At 55.3% G+C, this 21349-nt stretch carries 18 protein-coding genes and 1 pseudogene; 8 read left to right on the top strand and 11 right to left on the bottom strand.

Features of this window, described 5'->3' with window-relative positions; genetic code table 11:
- Positions 1 to 22: 22 nt before the first annotated feature.
- Both GYM54_RS13335 and GYM54_RS13330 read right to left on the bottom strand, forming a co-directional pair.
- Positions 23 to 403 (bottom strand): hypothetical protein, encoded by a 381-nt coding sequence (locus tag GYM54_RS13335; RefSeq protein ID WP_014822249.1) that lies wholly within the window; start codon positions 401 to 403, stop codon positions 23 to 25.
- A gap of 85 nt (positions 404 to 488) precedes the next feature.
- Positions 489 to 2852: a heavy metal translocating P-type ATPase gene (locus tag GYM54_RS13330; RefSeq protein ID WP_064481001.1), complete on the bottom strand. Its 2364-nt coding sequence runs from the start codon at positions 2850 to 2852 to the stop codon at positions 489 to 491.
- A gap of 307 nt (positions 2853 to 3159) precedes the next feature.
- On the opposite strand from GYM54_RS13330, the gene GYM54_RS13325 reads away from it, so the two are divergent.
- Together GYM54_RS13325 and GYM54_RS21735 are read left to right on the top strand one after the other, a co-directional pair.
- Positions 3160 to 3792 (top strand): HAD family hydrolase, encoded by a 633-nt coding sequence (locus tag GYM54_RS13325; RefSeq protein ID WP_036998676.1) that lies wholly within the window; start codon positions 3160 to 3162, stop codon positions 3790 to 3792.
- A gap of 34 nt (positions 3793 to 3826) precedes the next feature.
- A pseudogene (locus tag GYM54_RS21735) lies at positions 3827 to 3952 on the top strand (arsenic resistance protein); the annotation flags it as partial.
- Positions 3953 to 4124: 172 nt separating this feature from the next.
- Here GYM54_RS21735 and GYM54_RS13320 read toward each other — a convergent pair.
- The 4 genes from GYM54_RS13320 to GYM54_RS13305 all read right to left on the bottom strand — a co-directional run bounded on the left by GYM54_RS13320 (position 4125) and on the right by GYM54_RS13305 (position 7409).
- On the bottom strand, positions 4125 to 5660 hold the full coding sequence (locus GYM54_RS13320; RefSeq protein ID WP_197446041.1) for an IS66 family transposase: 1536 nt from the start codon (positions 5658 to 5660) through the stop codon (positions 4125 to 4127).
- A gap of 61 nt (positions 5661 to 5721) precedes the next feature.
- Entirely contained in the window at positions 5722 to 6057 is a 336-nt protein-coding gene (gene tnpB / locus GYM54_RS13315; RefSeq protein WP_041013622.1) for an IS66 family insertion sequence element accessory protein TnpB, read from the bottom strand.
- Positions 6054 to 6371 (bottom strand): transposase, encoded by a 318-nt coding sequence (locus GYM54_RS13310; protein WP_041015591.1) that lies wholly within the window; start codon positions 6369 to 6371, stop codon positions 6054 to 6056. The genes tnpB and GYM54_RS13310 overlap by 4 nt, the downstream gene beginning before the upstream one ends.
- A gap of 144 nt (positions 6372 to 6515) precedes the next feature.
- Entirely contained in the window at positions 6516 to 7409 is an 894-nt protein-coding gene (locus GYM54_RS13305; RefSeq protein ID WP_046163957.1) for a cation transporter, read from the bottom strand.
- A 94-nt stretch (positions 7410 to 7503) separates the two neighbouring features.
- Between GYM54_RS13305 and cadR the strand changes: the two genes are divergently transcribed.
- Positions 7504 to 7908: a Cd(II)/Pb(II)-responsive transcriptional regulator gene (gene cadR / locus GYM54_RS13300; protein WP_081262848.1), complete on the top strand. Its 405-nt coding sequence runs from the start codon at positions 7504 to 7506 to the stop codon at positions 7906 to 7908.
- 122 nt (positions 7909 to 8030) lie between these two features.
- Here cadR and GYM54_RS13295 read toward each other — a convergent pair whose 3' ends face one another.
- From GYM54_RS13295 to GYM54_RS13285, 3 genes are all read right to left on the bottom strand, one after another.
- Positions 8031 to 9404 carry a heavy metal sensor histidine kinase gene (locus GYM54_RS13295; RefSeq protein WP_003292663.1) on the bottom strand — a complete coding sequence of 458 codons (1374 nt, stop codon included), beginning with the start codon at positions 9402 to 9404 and terminating at the stop codon, positions 8031 to 8033.
- On the bottom strand, positions 9401 to 10075 hold the full coding sequence (locus GYM54_RS13290) for a heavy metal response regulator transcription factor (RefSeq protein ID WP_008569962.1): 675 nt from the start codon (positions 10073 to 10075) through the stop codon (positions 9401 to 9403). The genes GYM54_RS13295 and GYM54_RS13290 overlap by 4 nt, the downstream gene beginning before the upstream one ends.
- A gap of 320 nt (positions 10076 to 10395) precedes the next feature.
- A complete protein-coding gene (locus GYM54_RS13285; protein WP_014822255.1) occupies positions 10396 to 11715 on the bottom strand; it encodes an OprD family porin in 1320 nt (439 codons plus the stop codon).
- A gap of 839 nt (positions 11716 to 12554) precedes the next feature.
- Here GYM54_RS13285 and GYM54_RS13280 point away from each other — a divergent pair.
- The 4 genes from GYM54_RS13280 (at position 12555) to GYM54_RS13265 (ending at position 18764) form a co-directional block, all read left to right on the top strand.
- Positions 12555 to 13862 carry a TolC family protein gene (locus tag GYM54_RS13280; RefSeq protein ID WP_008569960.1) on the top strand — a complete coding sequence of 436 codons (1308 nt, stop codon included), beginning with the start codon at positions 12555 to 12557 and terminating at the stop codon, positions 13860 to 13862.
- A gap of 8 nt (positions 13863 to 13870) precedes the next feature.
- Positions 13871 to 15217: an efflux RND transporter periplasmic adaptor subunit gene (locus GYM54_RS13275; protein WP_015275575.1), complete on the top strand. Its 1347-nt coding sequence runs from the start codon at positions 13871 to 13873 to the stop codon at positions 15215 to 15217.
- 17 nt (positions 15218 to 15234) lie between these two features.
- Positions 15235 to 18405, top strand: a complete 3171-nt coding sequence (locus tag GYM54_RS13270) for a CusA/CzcA family heavy metal efflux RND transporter (protein ID WP_015275576.1) — start codon at positions 15235 to 15237, stop codon at positions 18403 to 18405.
- A gap of 233 nt (positions 18406 to 18638) precedes the next feature.
- Positions 18639 to 18764: a hypothetical protein gene (locus GYM54_RS13265; RefSeq protein WP_023444716.1), complete on the top strand. Its 126-nt coding sequence runs from the start codon at positions 18639 to 18641 to the stop codon at positions 18762 to 18764.
- Between the two features lie 279 nt (positions 18765 to 19043).
- Here the strand turns inward: GYM54_RS13265 and GYM54_RS13260 are convergent, their stop codons facing one another.
- On the bottom strand, positions 19044 to 19373 hold the full coding sequence (locus GYM54_RS13260; protein WP_023444715.1) for a hypothetical protein: 330 nt from the start codon (positions 19371 to 19373) through the stop codon (positions 19044 to 19046).
- 377 nt (positions 19374 to 19750) lie between these two features.
- Between GYM54_RS13260 and GYM54_RS13255 the strand changes: the two genes are divergently transcribed.
- Entirely contained in the window at positions 19751 to 20671 is a 921-nt protein-coding gene (locus GYM54_RS13255; RefSeq protein WP_008569956.1) for a cation diffusion facilitator family transporter, read from the top strand.
- 214 nt (positions 20672 to 20885) lie between these two features.
- Here GYM54_RS13255 and GYM54_RS13250 read toward each other — a convergent pair whose 3' ends face one another.
- Entirely contained in the window at positions 20886 to 21347 is a 462-nt protein-coding gene (locus GYM54_RS13250) for an isoprenylcysteine carboxylmethyltransferase family protein (protein ID WP_003292672.1), read from the bottom strand.
- Positions 21348 to 21349: the final 2 nt, after the last annotated feature.

Below are 21349 nucleotides of genomic sequence, written 5' to 3'. Positions count from 1 at the left end.
GGTTCCTATAATTTGATCGGAATTAGACGCGGGGTGGATGCCAGACGGCGTCTAAAAGGCTAGAGGGGATCAGGCCGTTATAGGGAGTGGTCACGGGTTTAGCAGCAGGCATCAGCTGGGCTTTTATTGAGACAAGCTGAAGGATACTTGCAGTTTTGCATTCTTGGCCCGTCTTGCAGACGGTCGCCGTTCCATGCTCATTCGCTTCACAGCACTCGTGTTCAGCACCGTCATCGGCGCCAACCATCGAAGCGTGGTCGGTCGTCATGGCGCCCACACCTTCCATATCGGACATCACGTGATGCCCGGACGATCCAACCGGCATGAGCATTTCCGCTATCCCATTGATCGGAAGCGCAAGCACTAGCAGCAGGATAAGGAAGGAGCGCATGTAGGACTTCATATTTCCAGCTTACGGGGCAATTCATGAGCAATCAATGAGGCTTCGGTCGCTTCGCAACCGAAGCCTAAGCCTAAGCCGACAGGCTTCAAACTACACGCGTTTGACGGAGCCGGAGTGCGTTGAACACAACCGATGCTGAGCTGAGGCTCATGGCCAGGGCAGCAATCATCGGAGACAGCAACAGTCCGAAGAACGGATAGAGCAGACCTGCGGCAATCGGGATGCTCAACCCGTTGTACATAAAGGCAAACAGAAGGTTCTGACGCATATTGCGAACCGTCGCCACCGAAAGCGTGCGCGCGCGCAGTATCCCCATCAGGTCACCTTTAACGAGCGTAACTTGGGCGCTGTTCATGGCGACGTCAGTGCCCGTGCCCATCGCTATGCCGACATCAGCCCTGGCGAGCGCCGGCGCATCATTTATTCCGTCGCCTGCCATGGCGACTACTTTACCTAGGGCTTGTAGCTTAACCACCAGCGCCTCCTTGTCCTGCGGCTTCACTTCGCCATGCACCTCATCGATCGATAGCTCACGAGCCACCGCGCGGGCAGTGGTAAGCCCGTCGCCGGTGGCCATGATGACTTGCACGCCCTCCGCTTGGAGCCGCGCTACAGCTTCCTTGGAAGTCGGTTTGATTGGGTCCGATACGGCCAGCAAGCCGGCAAGTGCCCCATCAACAGCCAGGTACACAATGCTGGTACCGCTCTCGCGCATTTTTTCTGCCTGATCTCTCAACGGCTCGACGCTCACACCCGTATCTTCCATAAGCGCGGTGTTGCCTAGTTGTAGCTGCTTGCCTTCCACCAGACCACGGACTCCGATACCTGACCCTGACTCGAAGGTCTCTGGCTTCGCCAGCTGGATACCTTCGCTTCTGGCATGGTCTACGATCGCGTGGGCTAGGGGATGCTCACTACCTTGATCCAAGCTGGCAGACAAACGGATGACTTCCTGCGAGTCAAACGGCGTGACGCCTATGGCCCGATCGAAGACAGGTCGGCCCTCGGTCAAGGTTCCTGTTTTATCGACAATCAGCGTGTCTACCTTACGGACGTTCTCGATGGCGCCTGCGTCTCTGAAAAGCACTCCGCTTCCAGCCGCTTTGCCTGTGGCAACCATGATCGACATAGGCGTTGCAAGGCCAAGTGCGCAAGGGCAAGCAATGATCAGAACCGCAACTGCATTGATCAGGCCGAATACCCAGCCCTGCTCGGGTCCAAACAGGCCCCATGCAAAGAATGTCAGCAAGGCGATACCAATGACCGTCAGCACGAAATAACCCGCAACCGTGTCCGCCATTCGCTGCATGGGTGCTTTGGAGCGTTGCGCATTCGCAACCATCTGGACGATTTGTGAAAGCATAGTCCCGGAGCCAACCCTGGTGGCTCGCATGACAAGCGAGCCGCTCGTGTTCATCGTCGCGCCGATAAGCGAATCGCCTGTCCGCTTCGTCACCGGGACGGGCTCGCCCGTTAGCATGGATTCGTCGACGGCGCTCTCGCCCTCCAATACTTCTCCATCCACCGGTACCTTTTCACCAGGACGAACGCGCAGATGGTCACCCTCGTGAACATGTGTAAGCGGAATGTCCTCCTCGGAACCATCCTTGGCGATACGGCGAGCTGTTTTGGGCGATAGGCCAAGCAAGGACTTGATTGCCGAGGACGTCTGGGAGCGGGCCTTCAATTCGAGCAGCTGCCCTAAAAGCGTCAGGGAAATGATGACCGCGGCGGCTTCGTAATAAACGCCTATCCGGCCGCCCACAGTGAATGACTCTGGAAATATGCTCGGTAAGACGGTTGCTACGATGCTGTAAATATACGCAGCCCCTGTGCCAAGCCCGATCAACGTCCACATGTTTGGGCTGCGATGCTTAACTGATGCGAAACCGCGCACGAAAAATGGCCAACCTGCCCACAAGACAACCGGGGTCGTAAGGGCTAGTTCAACCCAGTTCTGGCTAGCGCCGTGAAACAGCGGTATCGCATGTCCCGCCATTGCCAACAGGGTTACTGCTACGGTCAGGGGCAGAGACCACCAGAATCGCTTCGAGAAGTCCTTGAGTTCGGGATTCTCCTCCTCGTCGAGTTCAGGGATCAGAGGTTCCAATGACATCCCGCAGATAGGGCAATCACCTGGACCCATTTGGCGGATCTCAGGGTGCATCGGGCAGGTGTACTCGGTCGTTGCATCACCGGCGGACGCCTTCTGTGCGGGCGGCGTGGATGCCTGAGGCGATGACCCATGAGCCTGCTGTGCAGCAAGATATCTAGCAGGATCAGAACGGAACTTGGTCCGGCACCCCTGGCTACAGAAGCGGTAAGTGGTTCCTTGGTAATCCTGCTCATGCTCGCTGTTCTCTTTCACCTTCATCCCGCAGACCGGGTCTGTGAGCGGTGCTGATCCTTTCGTTTGGTCAGGCTGATGGTGGCAATGCGAGGAGGTCATGCGGGCTCCTTATGGATTGGTTAGCAACGAACAGCCTACTGCGGGGACGTTTGTGGTTTTTCCGATGCTTACAGCGTCCGACAACCAATATATGCAAAGCGTCCTGACCAAAGGCTGAAGTAACCATTACATTTCTGTCAGGTTCTCCGGTATGTCAGGTCGTACGAATGCTGAAGCGAGCTGCTGAAAAAAGTAGCTCGCGCGAATACCGCTTGCTGGCCTAGCCTATGCCTCCCTTATCCGAAGCCCGGCCGCTTTCTTTTAATGAATACCGAACCGTGCAAAGCCTAAGCGCAGGTGCTCTGTTTTGATAGAAGCCGTAATTTTTGATGTCTATGGCACACTCCTGCAAATCAGTGAACGACGGCGGCCATTTCGCAAGCTCTTAAAACAGGTACGCAGCCAAGGTCGTCAACCTAGGGCCGATGATGCCAGGACATTGATGACACGAAACTTGGGGCTGGCCGGCGCCGCCGACCTGTTTGGTACACAACTAGGTAACGATGAGCTTGCTATTTTGGAGCTTGATCTCTACGCGGAACTGGCCAGCGTGCGTCCCTATGATGATGCCCTGCGGGCACTGGAAAGCCTTAAGAGAGCGGGGCTGAAAGTGGCGCTGTGCTCCAACTTGGCTACCCCCTATGCCATACCTGCCAAGTTGCTACTGCCTGAGTTTGACGCCTATGCCTGGAGCTTCGAGGTGGGCGCGATCAAACCGGAGCCAGCGATCTACGAACATCTGCTAAAGCGGTTGGGTTGCAAAGCGTCTTCCATTGCAATGATCGGCGATACATTGGAGGCCGATGTGTTCGGTCCCGAAAGGCTGGGAATGCATGGCTTCCACCTCCAGCGCGATGCCATCCGTGGTCCTGACCGATTAGCTAGCCTGATCGAATTTGCAGACCACATTTTGGGCACGGGGACTGTCACTAGAACGTAGCACTAGCGCACATCGAGGTCGCCTCCAGCTATCGGCCTTCAGTTCAAGCACTCACAACTCGCTTGTAGTGCTTTTCCTGACGATGGCGCTCCCAAAGTCCGTTCGCGCATTGGCCGCAGCGGTTGTGATCACTCAGGCATTCGTAGAGCTGATTGGTTAAGCGGGGCTACCACCAACAGCGTGAAGGAAAGCCGATCAGTGCGGCTTCGTCTCGCTGATGGACTTTGCAGCCCACGTTCTACAATACCCACCATCCGCTAACGGCTAAAGCTGCGTCGCCAGTTTTAGCTGACGCCGCTAGACCCGGATGGCTTAGAGTAAGCGAACGGGCATTACACCTTGCCGGCGGATACCCAGTTGTGCGGCAGCAGCTCGACCAGAGCGCTGGCCTTCTGCGTCGGCAGTCGTGTGAGCACATCCTTGAGATAGGCATACGGATCATGCCCATTCATGCGCGCCGACTGGATCACGCTCATGATTGCCGCCGCCCGTTTGCCGCTGCGTAGCGACCCGGCAAACAGCCAATTGGAGCGACCTAGAGCCCACGGGCGGATCTGGTTCTCGACTTGGTTATTGTCGATGGGCACGGCACCATCCTCGACATAGCGAGTCAGTGCCAACCAACGTTTGAGGCTGTAATCCAAGGCTTTCGCCGTGGCTGAGCCGTTGGGCACCCGATCACGCTGGGCCAGCATCCAGGCATGCAGCGCGTCGAGGATCGGTGAAGCCTGTTCCTGTCGTATTCGCCCGCGTTCTTCATCGCCCATGTCGCGCACTTGGCGTTCGACTTCGTACAGCCCAGCGATAGAGTGCAGCGCCTGTTCGGCCAATTGGCTTTTGTTCGCCGCGTGCAGATCGAAGAACTTGCGGCGGGCGTGGGCCATGCAGCCGATTTCGGTGATGCCTCGCTCGAAACCGGCCTTGTAGCCAGCGAAGTCGTCGCAGACCAGCTTGCCATTCCACTGGCCAAGAAAATTGCGCGCATGCTCGCCGGCACGGCTGGGGCTGAAGTCGTAGACCACGGCCTTCAGATCGGCGAAGGGCGTGGTGCTGTAGGCCCAGACGTAAGCCCGATGGGTTTTCTTCTCGCCCGGCGCGAGCATTTGCACCGGGGTTTCGTCAGCGTGAATCACGCGTTGGCCCAGCACGGCTTCGCGCAGCGCATCGACCAGCGGCTGGAGCTGCACGCCGGTTTGCCCGACCCACTGCGCCAGCGTCGAACGAGCGATAGCCAGGCCGGCGCGGCCGAAGATCTTTTCCTGTCGGTACAGCGGCAGATGGTCGGCGAACTTGGCCACCATCACGTGCGCCAACAGGCCGGCGGTGGGGATCCCCTTGTCGATCACCTGCGCCGGCACCGGCGCCTGGATCAGCGTTTCGCACTGGCGGCAGGCCCATTTCCCACGCACGTGCTGCTCGACGGTGAACACGCCCGGCGTGTAATCCAGTTTTTCGCTGACGTCTTCACCCACGCGTAGCAGCTGGCAGCCGCAGGCGCACTGGGTGTTCTCCGGTTCGTGATGGATCACGGTGCGCGGGAGCTGCGGTGGCAGCGGTGTGCGCTTGGGCTGCTGGCGTGCGTCGGCCGGCGCAGCCGGCGGATTGACTGCTTTCAGCTCCGCCTCGATGGCCACGATGTCGGTGTCGAGCAGGTCATCCAGCAGACGGCCCTGGTCAGGGCTCAGTTGCTCACTACGCTTGGCAAACTTGTGCCGCTTGAGGATGGCGATTTCGTGGTTGAGGTTCTCGATAACCGTTTGGTCGCGGTAGATCCTCTTGCCCATCACGTCGACCTGCGTGAGCAACTGCGCGGCCAGTGTGCGCAGCTGGTCAGGCGTCAGTTGGTCGAGATTGGGCGCGGAAGTCATGCCGCTGATTGTGCCAGAGCAGGCGATCAGCGGAGCTAAACCGATGGGCTAATGGCAGGTGCTACAGCACTGTGATCGCGCCGGCTGCACCGACCCGCTGCCAGGGTAGACCCAGCACCAAAGCCTGAAGTTGCTCGGTGTCGAGTTCGACTTCCGAGCCGTGCCGGATGCCTGGCCAATGAAACTTGCCCTGGTGCAAGCGCCGCGCGGCGAGCCAGATACCCACGCCGTCATGCACCAGGACTTTCATGCGGTTGCCGCGGCGATTGGCGAAGAGATAGGCGCAGTGCGGCTTCGCCGCACCGAACACGGCCACCACACGCGCCAACGCGGTGTCGGTGCCGGCGCGCATGTCCATCGGCTCGGTGGCGAGCCAGATGGCATCGATGCGGATCACGGGGTGAGCCCACGCACAAAGCGGGCGCAACCTTCAGGATCGGAGGCTGGCCATTTCACCGTGACCGATTGCTCGCCAAGGGACAACTCAATGAGTGCGAACGCCTCAGTTGTTCGTTTAGGCGTGGCCCTCAATGGCACGAACGCCGGCAACGCCGCTGGTAGCTGATCTCGGTAAAGCGGCAGCCACTTGCGAATAACGTTGGCGTTGATGCCGTGGCTGATGGCAACGCTGGAGACGGTCGCACCAGGTTGCAGGCACTCCTGAACAACCTGGGCCTTGAACGGTTTGGGGTAAGAGCTTCGTTGGCGCATGGAAATCCCGGCGATAAGGGCTATCGCGTCCGCTTAAAAATACGCGGACACCATCGTCCTTAATGCGGGAGTTCGGAAGGTGACTTGGCTGGACGCTTACGGCTTAGAGGCATGACGACGCCTTTTTCTGTAACGGGAGCTTCTTTAGCTCTTGAGCGCCAGAATACGCCGAGCGCCGTTTAGAACGATGAATCCCACAACGGTACCGATAATCAGGTCTGGGTAGTTTGACCCAGTCCAAGCGACGAGCGCTCCGGCGACTATAACCCCCATGTTGATGACCACATCATTGGCGGAGAATATCCAGCTCGCTTTCATGTGAGCACCACCTTCCCGGTGTTTGGAAATAAGCAGCAGACAGCCCGTGTTGGCGAGCAATGCCAGGAACGCAACGGCGATCATTATCAGCGACTCGGGCTCACTACCGAATACAAAGCGCCTAATCACCTCTACGAGCACGCCGAGTGCCAAAATTAGCTGGAGAACACCAGCAAGGTGTGCAGCACGCACCTGCAGACTGACGCTACGTCCAACTGCATAAAGGGCTAGGCCGTACACTGCCGCGTCAGCGAACATATCGAGGGAATCGGCAATCAGGCCCGTGGACCTGGCGATCAGGCCAGCGGTCATCTCAACCACGAACATGAAGGCGTTGATGCCTAACAGTAAACGCAGGGAGCGGGATTCCTGTGTAGAGTCCGCCGAATTCTCGGCGGCTTTGATCATCTCTGGGTCGGCAGCGACGGTTTTCTGAAGAGTGGCGCCTAGCCCTAACGTCGCCAGCTTTGTGGTTATGGGCTCAACGGCACCGCAATGCATGACATCTAACCGACGGTCCGACAAATCAAAAGTCAGCTTCCGAATTCCGTCCAAACCACTCAGGGCCAAGCGGATCATTCGCTCTTCTGATGGACAATCCATTTTTGGCACGGCGTAAACACTGACCCATTGTGCTGTCGTATCGGCAGGGTTTTGCACACCGGCATCGGCGGCTGGTGTCGCATCGCAGCCGCAACGATCGCCATCGGATTTGCTCATGATACGGCTCCACTTGAAATCGAAGATGGGATCATTAAAAACCTTATAGCTACCATAAGGTCAATAACGCAGAGAACCGAAGAGGATTCGCGCGATGCGCATTGGTCAGTTAGCAAGGCTAGTAGGGATTGATACACAGACGATCCGCTTCTATGAGCAGCAGGGATTGTTACCTCCGCCTAATCGTCAGCCGAACGGCTATCGGGTTTACAACGAGAAGCATGGCGAGCGGCTAGCGTTCATCCGACGCTGCCGAATTCTGAATCTTTCACTTCCAGAAATTCATGCACTCCAAAGTTACCAAGATGACCCTGGCCGGCCTTGTGCGGCCGTTAATGCCTTGCTTGATGATCACATTTCTCAAGTCAGGTCTCAGATAGCCGCTTTGCAATCACTGGAACGACAACTCGTTTCGCTGCGGGCAAATTGCAACGATGGGCGGGAAGTTGAGGCTTGCGGCATTCTCGCCGGAATTAGCGAGGACGCATGCATTAAATGAACGGCGTTGGGGCTCGCGGGCCTGGTTACCCGGCCAACGCGCATGCCCTCGAAATGGTTGTTTGTCCCTGTGGTTTTTGCCCCTTCGTAGTGATGGCTGTCTCCGTGCGGTATCACTTTGAGTCAGGCCTGCCGAGGAAACGTGAGTTCAAACGTGGTCCGACCGTCTTTGCTGGCGACGGCCACGTGGCCTTTGTGGAGGTTCATCACTGAGCGGACAATCGCTAGCCCCAATCCTGCCCCGCGAGGTTGTATGCCGTTAACGCGGTAAAAGCGGTCGAACAGATGTGGGAGATGATCCGATTCGATAGTCGCGCCATGATTGGTGACAGCCAGCGAGACGATGTCTACGTCCTCCTCAAGGATCTTAAGTTCGACCGTACTGCCAGTATTTGAATGCCGCAGCGCGTTGGATAGCAGGTTGGAAATGGCCCGCTGGACCATAAGTCGATTTCCCAAAATCATGGCATCGCCCGTTACTGTCGTAGCGACTCCCGCTTCTTCGGCAAGGACTTCGAAGTATTCACATACGCGCCTCGCCTCGCTTCCTAAAGATAATTGTTCGAGCTTCAGTGCTGGGCTGGCGTGGCTGGCCTGGGCGAGAAACAGCATGTCTGACACGATTCGATCCATGCGTTCGAGTTCTTCAACCGACGACTCGATCACCTCCCGATAATGCTCCTTGCTTCGCTCACGCACCAAAGTCACCTGCGCCTTGCCTATCAGGTTGTTCAGCGGAGTTTTTAACTCATGAGCCACATCGTCCGAGAATTGTGACAGTTGCTGAACGCCGTCATCGAGTCGATGAAGCATTACGTTGAGGCTGTGCGCCAATGCCTGGAGCTCTTGCGGAAGCCGATCGGTGCGGATTCGAGGTGATAGATCCTGTGTAGATACCTTAGTCGCCAAGGCCCGGAACTTGCGAAGCGGCCGCAAGCCATTTTGGGCGATTAGCCATCCAGCCAATCCGATCAATATCAGTAGCATCGGCACGGTCACTAAGGCCGAGCGCAGGAATGCAGCCACCAGCCGTTGATCGGCACTGCGATCTTGCGAAAGTAAAAGCGTCATTGGAGCCAGTCCCGGGACTTGGATTTGCTTGCGCCCGGTTAGCATCTGCACGCCATCTTTCGTTGTCCAGCCAAGATAGTCGCCGTCCCTGCTCACGAGATCCAGCTGCTGCGGCGCATTGGCGAATCGGCCGATACTGAAAATGGGTGATTTCGCTGTATCGCCGATGACCGTAATCGAAAGGTTGTCATGGCCGAGTACGGTATCGCTCAATGCGTGTTGCCAGGAGCGGCCCATACGGGCTTTGGTGTCTTCGAGGAGTCCATGATCGATCTGAGAGAGCTTGGCCGTCACTTCCTCCTGGGCGCGCAGTTCCAGTTGGCGCACCAGTACCCAGTAGCTCAGTGCAATCAGCAGCGCGACCAAAGCGGCGCCGGTCAGTGTGATTTGAAGCGCGAGACGCGATGCGAGGCTGAGTGGCTTCAAGGCCGCGCCTCCAGCACGTAGCCCACACCCCGGATGGTGTGTATCAGGCGATCGCCGAAGGGTTCGTCCACTTTCATCCGCAGGCGACGAATCGCAACATCCACCACATTGGTATCGCAGTCGAAATTGATGTCCCACACCATGGCAGTTATTTCCGTACGCGTGAGGACTTCGCCAGTCCGGCGCATGAGCAGATGCAATAACGCAAATTCTTTGCTGGTGAGGTCGATACGCTGACCGCTCCGGTAAGCCCTATGCCGGGCCGGGTCCAGTTCGAGGTCGGCTACACGCAGGTTGCTCGGAAGTGTGACTGCCTCGCCTCGCCGCAACAGTGTCCGGATACGGGCAAGCAGCTCGGGGAACTGGAACGGCTTGACCAGATAGTCGTCGGCGCCCGATTCCAAGCCGCGGACTTTTTGCTCTAAGCGGCCATTGGCAGTCAGCATGATGACGCGTGTCTGCTTACGCCGCCTGATGAGTTCGAGAACCTCCCACCCATCCATGGTTGGCAGATTCACATCTAGCAGCACGATGTCATAGTCGTTCTGCAGTGCCAGGTGAAACCCATCGAGGCCATCACTTACGCAATCGACCAAGTAACCACATTCGATAAGACCCTGCTGCAAGTATTCCGCAGCTTTGATCTCGTCTTCGACAACCAGGATGCGCATGTTTTGAGGTAACTCGGCAAGGAGGTGCGCGGTAAGCGGAACCAAAAAAATCCATGTAGTAACTAGGTCAAGACGAAAGCGGCTTGGCTCTAGCGTGAAAGGCAGAGGCGAAAAGATCTGCCCAGGGAAGCGGGAAGCACTTTAACGCGGTAAAAGCCCTGTGAGGGCTATCTTGCGAATTTGTAATCTACCGGTCATTTGGTTGACCCGCAGCGCGAGCGGGTGCACCAAACGAAAAAAGGCGCCCTGATGGGCGCCTGAAACACATCTTCAAACCAAGGGAGCAAAACTAAAGAAGATGTGGTGTTGCTCATGGTGTTTCACAAGATCGAGAGAGGGTACTCGGCGATGAATCGGACCTCATCGAGGTCGGACTCGAAAGCAGTCGCCCGCGTGGTAGCCTGGCGCACCCGCAGAGACAAATCCTTGAGAGAGCCAGTCTGTACAACGTAGCGGGCTTCGACGTCGCGTTCCCAGCGGTTCTGTCCCGTCAGCGGCGCACCGTTATCGTCTTGGCGCATGTACACCTCGTTCGCGTTGCTGTAATCGGCGCCCCAACCGCGGGCGTAGCGGGTCATGAAAGTAAGCCCGGGTATGCCGTACTCCGCCATGTTCAGGTCGTAGCGCAGCATCCAGGACTGCTCTTTAGGTGAGTTGAAATCACTGTACTGAATGGAGTTGTTCAGGTAGATCGAGTCCGCCTGGCGCAAGTAGTCAAAGTCGTTGTTACCGTTGTTTCGCTGATACGACGCCGTGACGGTGTGCGCGCCGAAGGCGACACCCAGGCTGGAGCTCCAGATGTTGTTGTTGAACTCGCCCAGCAACTCACGGCCTTCGTCGGTTGCCTTGTAATAGTTGAAGCTGGCCAGCAGCGCGACGATATCGGAGAGCGGATAGGTGGCCGACGCACCGAAGTAATGCTGGTTCCAGGCATCTTTGAGGCGGCTGGTGTACAGGCTAAGACTGATATTTTCATTCACGCTGTAGTCACCGCCTGCGTAGCCGAGCCAAGGCGCGTCTACGCCCCCGCCGTAGAAGGTGACGAAGTCTTCGTTCATGTTACTGGTGTTGGGCTGGCTCATCGCGTGCAAGCGGCCTCCCTGAAGGGTGAGGTCGTCCAGCGAGTTGTTCACAACGGTGACACCCTTGAAAGACTCCGGCAGCAGCCGAGAGTCGCCGAAGTGCACGACAGGTGTAGTGGGAAATACATCGCCGGCCTTGATCTCGGTGTCCAGCAAGCGTGCTTTCACCGCGCCCCCCACCCGTGTGAAGTCATCCTCAGGATCGCCAGCGCTGTCGTGGGGAAGCAGGTCGATGCTGCCGCCCACACCGGAGCGCCCCGAACCGGAGTCGAGCTTGAGGCCGAGCATGGCGAAAGCGTCGAAGCCAATCCCTACCGAGCCTTGGGTATATCCGGACTCGAAGAAGGCCATCAATCCGTGGGCCCATTCCTCGGAGTAGCCATTGCCGGCGGCACTCTCACCGTCGCGAAAATCCCGATTGAAATAGAAGTTGCGATTTATCAGCGATAGCGTGCTGCCTTCGATGAAGCCCTCGGCTGTTTCCGATTGGGCAAAGACCGGGGCGCTGCCCAATGCCAGTGAAAGGGCTGTCAGCGAAAAAACGGCCTTTTTGCTCATGATGATGCTCCTTATGTACGGCAGGTCAGTGCTCGAATGACGCCTTTCGCCTTTTTGTTTTTAGCGCTTGGCCATGTTCTTCCCCTAGAGATGACGGCAGGATTAGCGGCAAATGACTATTTTGTAATCTGAGGAAGCCCAATCGCGCACTCCTTCGATTACAGATTTGTAATGTTGCGGTCACCAGGTCGTTATCCACACTTATTTAAAGTCACCACCCCATAGCCATCAGCTATCTCGCCGGCTTGGCAAGGCTGATAAAAACGCTTTCGTGTATTTGTCTACTAAATTCAGGGCGAATCACTATCGCAGTAGAGGCGCATGTGTTTCGCGTCTTGGCGGGGGTAGTTCTTATGATTGGATTCGACATCTAAACCAGGAAGTCATCGTTTTGCCTTGGATGAGAAAAATAGTTTTGCTGATGTTGCTAGCCTTGTTCCCATTGCAATCATCATGGGCAGTTGTTAGCACGAGCTGCAGTCATGAGGATGGTTCGGCAGCAAATCATCTTGGACATCACGAACATCCGCACGAGTCTCTGGGTACTGACGAGGAAGGATCGTCAAAAGCCGCAAAAAAAATCAGTCTGGATGGAGACTGTGTCTTTCATGGCGACCATATCAAGCCGCTTATAACGAAAGGGATCTGTCCTGGTTCGGTATTATCAATGAGCTTGAAACCGTTTCCTTCTGCTAGCTACGCATCGGCTGAAGCGGGGCGTCCTGAGAAACCTAATTGGCGCATCGGTGCAAAACCGGTGGGACGCCAAAGTAACCAGTAAGCGCCATTTATCTGTATCTGACGTCTCACCGAACCTTCCCTTTTTTTAGGAGATTTCGGTGCGAAAAGCTCTTTTCTCGCTGGGGTTGACGACGTTGTCGTGCAATCTCGCCTTTGCGCAACCCTTAGAGTTGCCGACCTTCACACAGACCTTACCTGTCGGTGTGTCAAATACATTCCCCGTTGAGTCTGTCGAATCCATAAGCTTTCTACGCGCCTTGGAACTCGCTAGCTCTGCAAGCCCTGAACTGGCTGTTGCAAGACGTGAGCTGGCTGCTTCTCGCGCATTAATTAGCCAAGCCGGAGCACGTCCGAATCCAATATTGTCCGCTAGCCAGGAGGGAATCCGGGGCGATGCCCCGGAGACCACGCTTGAACTGAGCCAAGAAATAGAGCTGGGTGGTAAACGTTCGGCTCGTATTGAGGCGGCGCAACGAGCCTTGGACGTAGCAGCTGCTGACCTACAGGACGCCCAAGCTCGACTGAGGGGGGCAGTGATGGGCGCGTACTACGATGTGCTTACTGCTCAAGAACGGCTGGACCTCGCTCAGGCTGCTTCAAAGCTTGCGAAGCAAGCAGTGAACGTGGCCAATCGACGTGTGAGGGCCGGCATGGTTTCTCCCGTAGAGGAAACCCGGGCGCGGGTTGCGGCTACTGGAGTGCAAGTAGAGCTTGCCCAGGCCACAGCTGAACTCGAAGCTGCGCGCACTCGGCTGGCGGCCAACTGGGGAAATCCACAGCCACGCTTTGAGCGAGTAAAAGAGCCGGCAGAGGCAGTGCCTCCTCTTCCCGAGCTAGCTGAGCTTTATAGCCGTTTGAACGATTCCGCCCAACTAACCCGCGCGCGTCGGGAGGCTGAAAGACGTCGGGCTGCGTTAAAGCTGGAAAGGACGAATCGCTTTTCTAACGTGACGGTTAGCGTAGGTGCCCAACGCTCAGATGAATATAACGGCACGCTGGGATTGGTGAGTATCTCGATGCCCCTGCCGTTGTTTGATCGAAACCAAGGCAACATCGGAGCAGCGCAGGAACGGGCCTACCAGGCGCAGGACGAGCTCAACGCCGTCCATATACGCCTGAAAAGCGAACTTTCCCAAGCGCACATGCGGCTGCGCACTGCTCGCCAGCAGTTTGAACTGTTGCGCAACGATATGCTCCCCAGTGCCCAAAGCGCTTATGAAGCTGCCAGCAAGGGGTTCGAACTTGGAAAATTCACGTTCCTTGACGTACTGGATGCTCAACGCACGCTTTTCCAAGCCCGATCTCAGTACCTGTCTGCGCTATCACAAGCTAACCAGGCGGCGGCAGAAATCTCGCGAATTGTCGGAGATGGGTCGGCCGTTATCACCTCGGCCACTCAGCCATAGGAATCCATATGAAAAGTAAATCGAATACATCTTCCTTGGCTGGTCACAAGAAGCAGATTTTTTGGATCGTCGTCATATTAAGCGTGGCACTTATGCTTGGCGGATTGCTTCTTCGCAGTAGTCCAGCTGTGCCCGATGCGGGCGACGCACATAGCGAGCATGGTGACGAATCGGAGCATGAGGATGAAGGGCATTCGGATGAGGATGCAGAAGCCGAAGGAGATCATGGCCATGATGAAGGAGGCGCCGATAGCGATCACGAGGTCGGTGCGGCAGAGAAAGATGAGCATGAAGATGAGCCCGAGGGAGCGGAGCATACTGAAACAGCAGAGGTAGAACTCTCAGAGACACAAATCCTAGCCGCCGGCATCTCACTGGCAACTGCTCAGCCCGCAAAGATAAAAAGCGCAATTGAGCTGCCTGGCGAAATTACATTCAACCAAGACCGCACAGCGCAAGTTGTGCCTCGTCTCTCAGGTGTCGTTGAAGCGGTCAAAGTCGATTTGGGCGAACAGGTGAAACAGGGGCAAGTACTTGCTGTGATCGCGAGTACAGACCTGTCGGAACGTAGAAGCGAGTTCTACGCGGCGCAAAAACGTCTTGCATTGGCTCAAAAAACCTATCGACGCGAAAAGGAGCTATGGGAAGAGCGTATTTCTGCGGAACAGGATTATTTACAGGCACAACAGGCTTTACGGGAAGCAGAGCTGACTGTTGCGAATGCAAACGCACAGCTACAAGCGCTTGGCAGTGATGCTGGCAAGCCAGACGCATTGAGCCGCTACGAACTCAGGGCGCCGTTCGATGGGATGATCGTTGAGAAGGACATCACGCTCGGTGAGTCAGTCAATACCGATGACCAGATATTCATCATTTCCGATCTCTCCACCGTGTGGGCAGATATCAGCGTTCCTGCCAATGCACTCAGCGCGGTACGAGTAGGCAGCAATGCCGTTATCGAGGCCACAGCATTCGAGTCCAGTGCCAATGGAACCGTTTCTTATGTCGGCTCACTTGTTGGTCAGCAAAGCCGCGCCGCTACCGCCCGGGTCACACTTCCCAACCCTGAAGGGGTTTGGCGCCCCGGCCTGTTCGTCAAAGTGCAGGTAGGCGCTGGCGAAGCATCCGTGCCAGTCGCAGTAAGTCCTGATGCGATCCACACATTGGAAGAAAAGCCGGTGGTGTTTGTACGGACCGACCATGGCTTTGCTGCTCAGCCAATCGTGAGTGGCCGCAGCGATAGTGACGCGGTCGAAATCAAGGAAGGCCTCCAGCCCGGAGCGCGCTATGCCTTGGATAACAGCTTCATCATCAAGTCCGAGCTTGGCAAAGCCAGCGCCTCGCATGCTCACTGATACGGAGTTATAGAATCGTGTTCGAACGTATCATTCGTTTTTCTATCGAGCATCGCTGGTTGGTTATGCTAGCCGTGCTTGGCATGGCAGCGTTAGGAGCTTACAGCTACCAAAAGCTGCCTATCGATGCTGTCCCGGATATCACCAACGTACAGGTGCAAATCAACACTGCGGCGCCAGGTTATTCCCCGCTGGAAGTGGAGCAGCGTATTACCTACCCGCTCGAGACGGTAATGGCTGGGCTGCCCAAGCTCGAGCAGACACGATCCTTGTCTCGATATGGACTTTCTCAGATCACAGTTATTTTTGAGGAAGGCACTGACATCTATTTTGCCCGCCAACTTGTGAACGAGCGCCTGGGAGGGGCCAAAGATCAGCTCCCAGATGGCGTCACTCCAACACTTGGCCCTATTTCCACTGGGCTTGGCGAAATCTATTTTTGGACGGTTGAAGCTGAGGAAGGTGCCACCAAATCGGACGGTACGCCGTATACCCCTGCTGACTTGCGTGAGATTCAAGATTGGATCATCAAACCGCAAGTCCGAAATGTACCTGGTGTTACTGAGATCAATACGATCGGAGGATATGCAAAGGAATATCAGATCGCCCCCAACCCAGACACTTTGCGGTCGTTTGGACTAACACTACAAGATTTGATCGAGGCGGTTGAGCAAAACAATAACAATCTAGGTGCCGGATATATTGAAAAGCGCGGCGAGCAGTATCTTGTTCGCGCTCCAGGACAAATGCAGTCTGTGGAGGACATCCGCGATACCCTTATTAGCAACGTTGACGGTACCCCAGTGCGTATCCGCGACGTTGCGACGGTCGAGGTTGGAAAGGAGCTCCGCACTGGCGCAGCCACCGAGAATGGCCGCGAAGTGGTACTAGGTACGGCCTTCATGCTTATCGGTGAAAATAGCCGAGTAGTTTCAAGGGCTGTCGACGACAAGATGAAAGAGATAAACCTTTCGCTTCCGGAAGGCGTAAAGGCAATTACTGTCTACGATCGAACTGTACTCGTAGACAAAGCTATATCCACCGTTAAGAAGAACCTCACTGAGGGTGCCATTCTTGTTGTGGTTATACTTTTTCTCTTCTTAGGCAATATCCGGGCGGCGATCCTAACCGCGCTTGTGATACCGCTTTCTATGCTCTTCACGTTCACCGGCATGGTAGCCAATCAGGTCAGCGCCAACCTGATGAGCCTAGGCGCATTGGATTTCGGCATCATTATCGATGGAGCCGTGGTGATTGTTGAGAACTGCGTGCGTCGACTTGCACACGCTCAGTCCCATCACGGACGGGCATTAACACTGTCCGAACGGCTTCATGAAGTATTCGCTGCGGCAAAGGAAGTGCGTCGGCCTCTATTGTATGGGCAGCTGATCATTATGATCGTGTATCTGCCGATATTCGCCCTTACAGGGGTAGAAGGTAAGATGTTCACGCCCATGGCGTTTACCGTAGTGACAGCGCTATTCGGGGCGATAATCCTTTCGGTGACGTTCGTCCCGGCGGCCGTTGCGCTCTTTATCGGTAAGCGGGTTACGGAAAAGGAAAACTTTCTAATCCGCAATGCTAAACGGGCCTACGCACCTGCGCTCGATGCGGTAATGGCCAACAAGCCAGCAGTGCTCACCTTTGCGGTAGTTGTAGTCATACTTTCTGGCCTCGTAGGGTCACGTATGGGCAGTGAATTCGTGCCTAGCCTCAACGAGGGAGACTTCGCTATCCAAGCCCTTCGTGTACCAGCTACCAGTCTTAGTCAGTCTGTAGAGATGCAGCAGCAGCTGGAGCGAAAGCTTATGGATGAGTTTCCGGAGATTGAACGCATATTTGCGCGAACTGGCACTGCGGAAGTGGCATCGGATGCTATGCCTCCAAATATCTCTGACGGGTACGTCATGCTGAAGCCACAAGAACAGTGGCCGGATCCAGGCAAGTCGCGTAATCAGCTCTTAAGCGAGGTGCAAGCATCCGCCGCTGAGTTGCCGGGCAATAACTACGAGTTTTCCCAGCCGATTCAGCTGCGTTTCAACGAGCTGATTTCCGGAGTTCGTGCCGCGGTAGCCGTGAAAATCTATGGTGATGACATGGACGTTCTTAACAGCACGGCGGCGGAAGTATCCGAGGTGCTAGGACAAGTACCAGGCGCTTCAGAGGTTACGGTCGAGCAGACGACTGGCCTTCCCATGCTCACGATTGATATCGATCGCGATCAGATCGCACGATACGGCCTGAGTCTAGATACCGTCCAGCAAGCGGTTGCAGTAGCTATCGGTGGCCGAGAGGCAGGCACCTTGTTTCAAGGAGATCGGCGTTTCGATATCGTGGTTCGTTTACCGGACGAGATACGCAGCGATCTCGCCGCAATTGAGCGGCTTCCAATTGCCCTTCCAAGGGAATTAAACAGCACCATAAGTTATATCCCCCTCGGCGAGGTGGCCACCCTGGATTTGGCCCCCGGTCCGAATCAGATCAGTAGAGAAGAAGGGAAACGGCGAATTGTCGTCAGTGCAAACGTCCGTGGTCGTGACATTGGATCATTCGTATCTGAGGCAGAACAGAAAATCCAGGCCCAGGTAGATATCCCGGCAGGTTATTGGATCGACTGGGGCGGTACCTTTGAGCAGCTTGAATCGGCAACGAAGCGGCTGCAGATTGTCGTCCCCGTGGCGCTGCTCCTGGTCTTCATTCTGCTTTTCATGATGTTCAACAATGTCAAAGACGGTTTGTTGGTCTTTACAGGGATTCCATTTGCGCTCACCGGAGGCATTGTTGCGCTGTGGCTCAGAGATATCCCATTGTCCATTTCAGCAGGTGTTGGCTTTATTGCTCTGTCAGGCGTCGCCGTTCTAAATGGCCTGGTAATGATCTCCTTCATCCGTAGCCTACGGGAGCAAGGTTTACCTCTGGACACTGCGATCCGCGAAGGTGCCCTTACCCGGCTACGACCGGTATTGATGACAGCCTTAGTGGCTTCACTCGGGTTCGTTCCAATGGCCTTGAATGTGGGTACCGGTGCAGAGGTACAACGTCCCCTTGCGACGGTGGTGATCGGGGGGATTCTCTCCTCAACGGTGCTAACGCTATTAGTTTTGCCGTTGCTCTACCAGATGGCTCATCGACGCGAAGACGAATTGGAGGAGCAAGAAATCGCGTTGGCCGCTGACAGAACAAGCTAGAGATTGGATGGCGGCACACAACGCCCCGTTCTTGCTAGCTAGCGAGAACGGGGCGCGTTAATTATCGGAGCGCAGTTTCATTAGCGGCGCAGCGGACAGCACAGCCTTTGTGGCGCAGTCTGATGCATCTAAGCGGTAAATAAAAAATTGCTCAGCGCTTAGTGCGTATGACTTTCGCTACATACGCGTCCTTGACCTGATGGCTTTCACCCACGGTGAGCTGACGAAGGATTATGCAAACAGCGACTGACCTGCCCCGGTCGGCAGCAAAGGGCGATAGCTACGACAAAGCCCTGGCTGGAACGATCAGCGGGCTGTGCAAGGCCGAGCTGACACCGTCAATCATGGGCGAACCGTGAGGCCTTTGAGATAGCGACCCAGACATGGGTGCGCTGTACGCCACAGCGTCTGTTCAGCTCACTCGGACATGATCCTTGCGAAGGCTAATAACAACAGATCAGGCAATGGCGGCCTGACTTAAACGAAACGGCTTATATAAATTCCGGGCGATTCGCTGGTAGCGATGTTGCGGGCAAGTTATGGAAACAAAAAAGCGCCCCGAAGGGCGCTTAGAGTGCAACTGCTTCCAAAGGAGATTGGAAGCTGCCGGAGGCGAATATCGTTCAGATATGAAGCGGTTAGTCAGCTTTGGTTTCTTTCTTGCTTTCCGTATTGTTCTGATCTTGGCGGGTATCCTTAATCTGTAATTCGTCTATTTTTCGTTTGGCGGATTCGGTTCCGTGAATTCGTTTTTGATCTGCTCGGAATTTTTCATTAAATTTAATTGAGCGGTCGTAACCATCTTCTGCATAAGACAATGCGGAGCCGCAGATTACCAAACCAACAACAATAGCTTTCAACAGATTCATAGGGCAGTCCTCGCTAAATTCAAAGGTGGCTTGCTGAGCTTTCTCGCTGAGCCCTGCAGGTTCGAATGAATTTTGCGTGATTGAAGTTAACAGCAGCATGAGCCAAGCATTACATTATTGAAATGTAATGCTTCCATTGCGCGGTGACATGAGCGCCTTGCTTCGTCATGTCAGCACCGAGGCGCACCAATCTGCAAGGGCCTATCCTACGAAAAGAATGATTGGAAGATTACAATTTTGTCATCTTCGGATTGACGCCGCATCATCTATCATTAGCGAGCAACGTCGTTTAACGTTTGAGAGGGATCGGCCAGTTATCGGCAAGTTTCAGACGATAATGCACGAACTCGCTTGAGAGTGGTCGCATTTCTGTCAGTGTGGTTTGGAAGGCCAGATGGTATTGGTGCTAGTATTATCTATTACTTTTTTGGGCTCCCTATCCTTGTCTTATGTTATTTAAGGACGGTTAAAAACCAATGGCTCACGAACATAACCATAACACCGAAGCCATAGGCGATAAGCGTTTAATCGCTGCCATTGGCGTTAATACTGTGCTAACTCTGGCACAAGTTGTTGGAGGAATACTTTCTGGCAGTTTATCGCTCATAGCTGACGCGCTACATAACTTGAGCGATGCCGCATCACTGGTTATTGCGCTCATCGCACGTAAAATCGGTCGCAAACCGCCAGATGCTTTTAAAACCTTCGGCTACCGACGCAGTGAAACCATAGCGGCTTTGATTAACTTGGTCACGCTGATTATCGTTGGTCTCTACCTCATCTACGAAGCTATAGGTCGGTTTTTTGCCCCACAGCCCATTGAAGGATGGACAGTGGTCGTGGTGGCGGGAATAGCCTTGATTGTAGATGTCGTCACGGCCTTGCTCACCTACACAATGTCTAAGAATAGCATGAATATAAAGGCGGCATTCTTGCACAATGTGTCGGATGCGCTGGCCTCCGTCGGTGTTATTATTGCCGGAACATTAATCCTTCTGTATGACTGGTATTGGACAGATACTGTACTGACGCTGATGATTGCTGGTTACGTGCTATGGCAGGGCTTTAGCATGCTACCTAAAACCATTCACTTGTTAATGGAGGGCGCACCAGAAGGAGTTTCCATCACTGATATAATCAATGTCATGGAGCAAGTGGACGACGTTGTGAGTGTTCACCACGTACATGTCTGGGAAATTGCCGAACATTCAACTGCATTGGAAGCTCACGTTGTCATCAAGAAGGCTAGCCTGCCCGAAATTGAACGAGTGAAGACTGATTTAAAACGTGTACTTCATGAGCGATTCAAAGTCAGCCACTCGACACTTGAAATGGAGCTAGACGGCAGTGTTTGTATCGACACCAGGCAGGCCGACAGTCATCGCAGCGAAGCATAAGCCTGCTTTGCGCTCACCGCTGTTGCTAGACAGTTATCTCGATATCAACGGAGTGAACTTGCGACATCACTCGTTGGCGCTATGTCTTCGACCAGAGACATGCTAGCGGCATGTGGCCAAAGCAGCTCGTCACGAGGAGATCAGGCTAGGTCGTGGCACCTTCGGCAGGCTGCCGCGACGAGCAAGCCCCGCCAGTCGCTACCGCCGCGGACGCTCAGAGCCAGCGGCGGACTCGTGCACGGTAGCGGGCAAATGATTCGCCGAACAATGTTTCCAGCGCCCACTCTTCGGCTGGGATCTGGAAACGGTTCATGTACAGCACGAAAGCAACTACGCCAAGCAGGGTTAGAGGCGAGGCCAAGACCAGCGCCCAAGCCGCCAGGATAATGGCAAAGCCTAAGTACATGGGGTTGCGGCTGTACCGGTAGATGCCAGCCTCCACTAATGCAGAAGCCTGCTGCGGCTGCAATGGATTAACCGTAGTACGCGCGCGGCGAAACGACAGGACGCCGGCGAGGCACACGCCGAGCCCCAGGAGCAGTATTGGCAAAGCGAAGGTCAGGCGCGCGGTCCATGCCAGTTCGAAACCCGGCAATTTGGTTCCCGACAAACCCATCAGCACAGCGATCAGGCCGGCCACGAGCAGCGGTGGCACGCGGTTTTCCAGCGCGCTCATAG

The organism is Pseudomonas sp. MTM4 (assembly GCF_019355055.1).
Taxonomy (GTDB): domain Bacteria; phylum Pseudomonadota; class Gammaproteobacteria; order Pseudomonadales; family Pseudomonadaceae; genus Stutzerimonas.
Note: the sequence above shows the minus strand (reverse complement) of the source record. Positions and strands in the feature narration are given on the sequence as shown.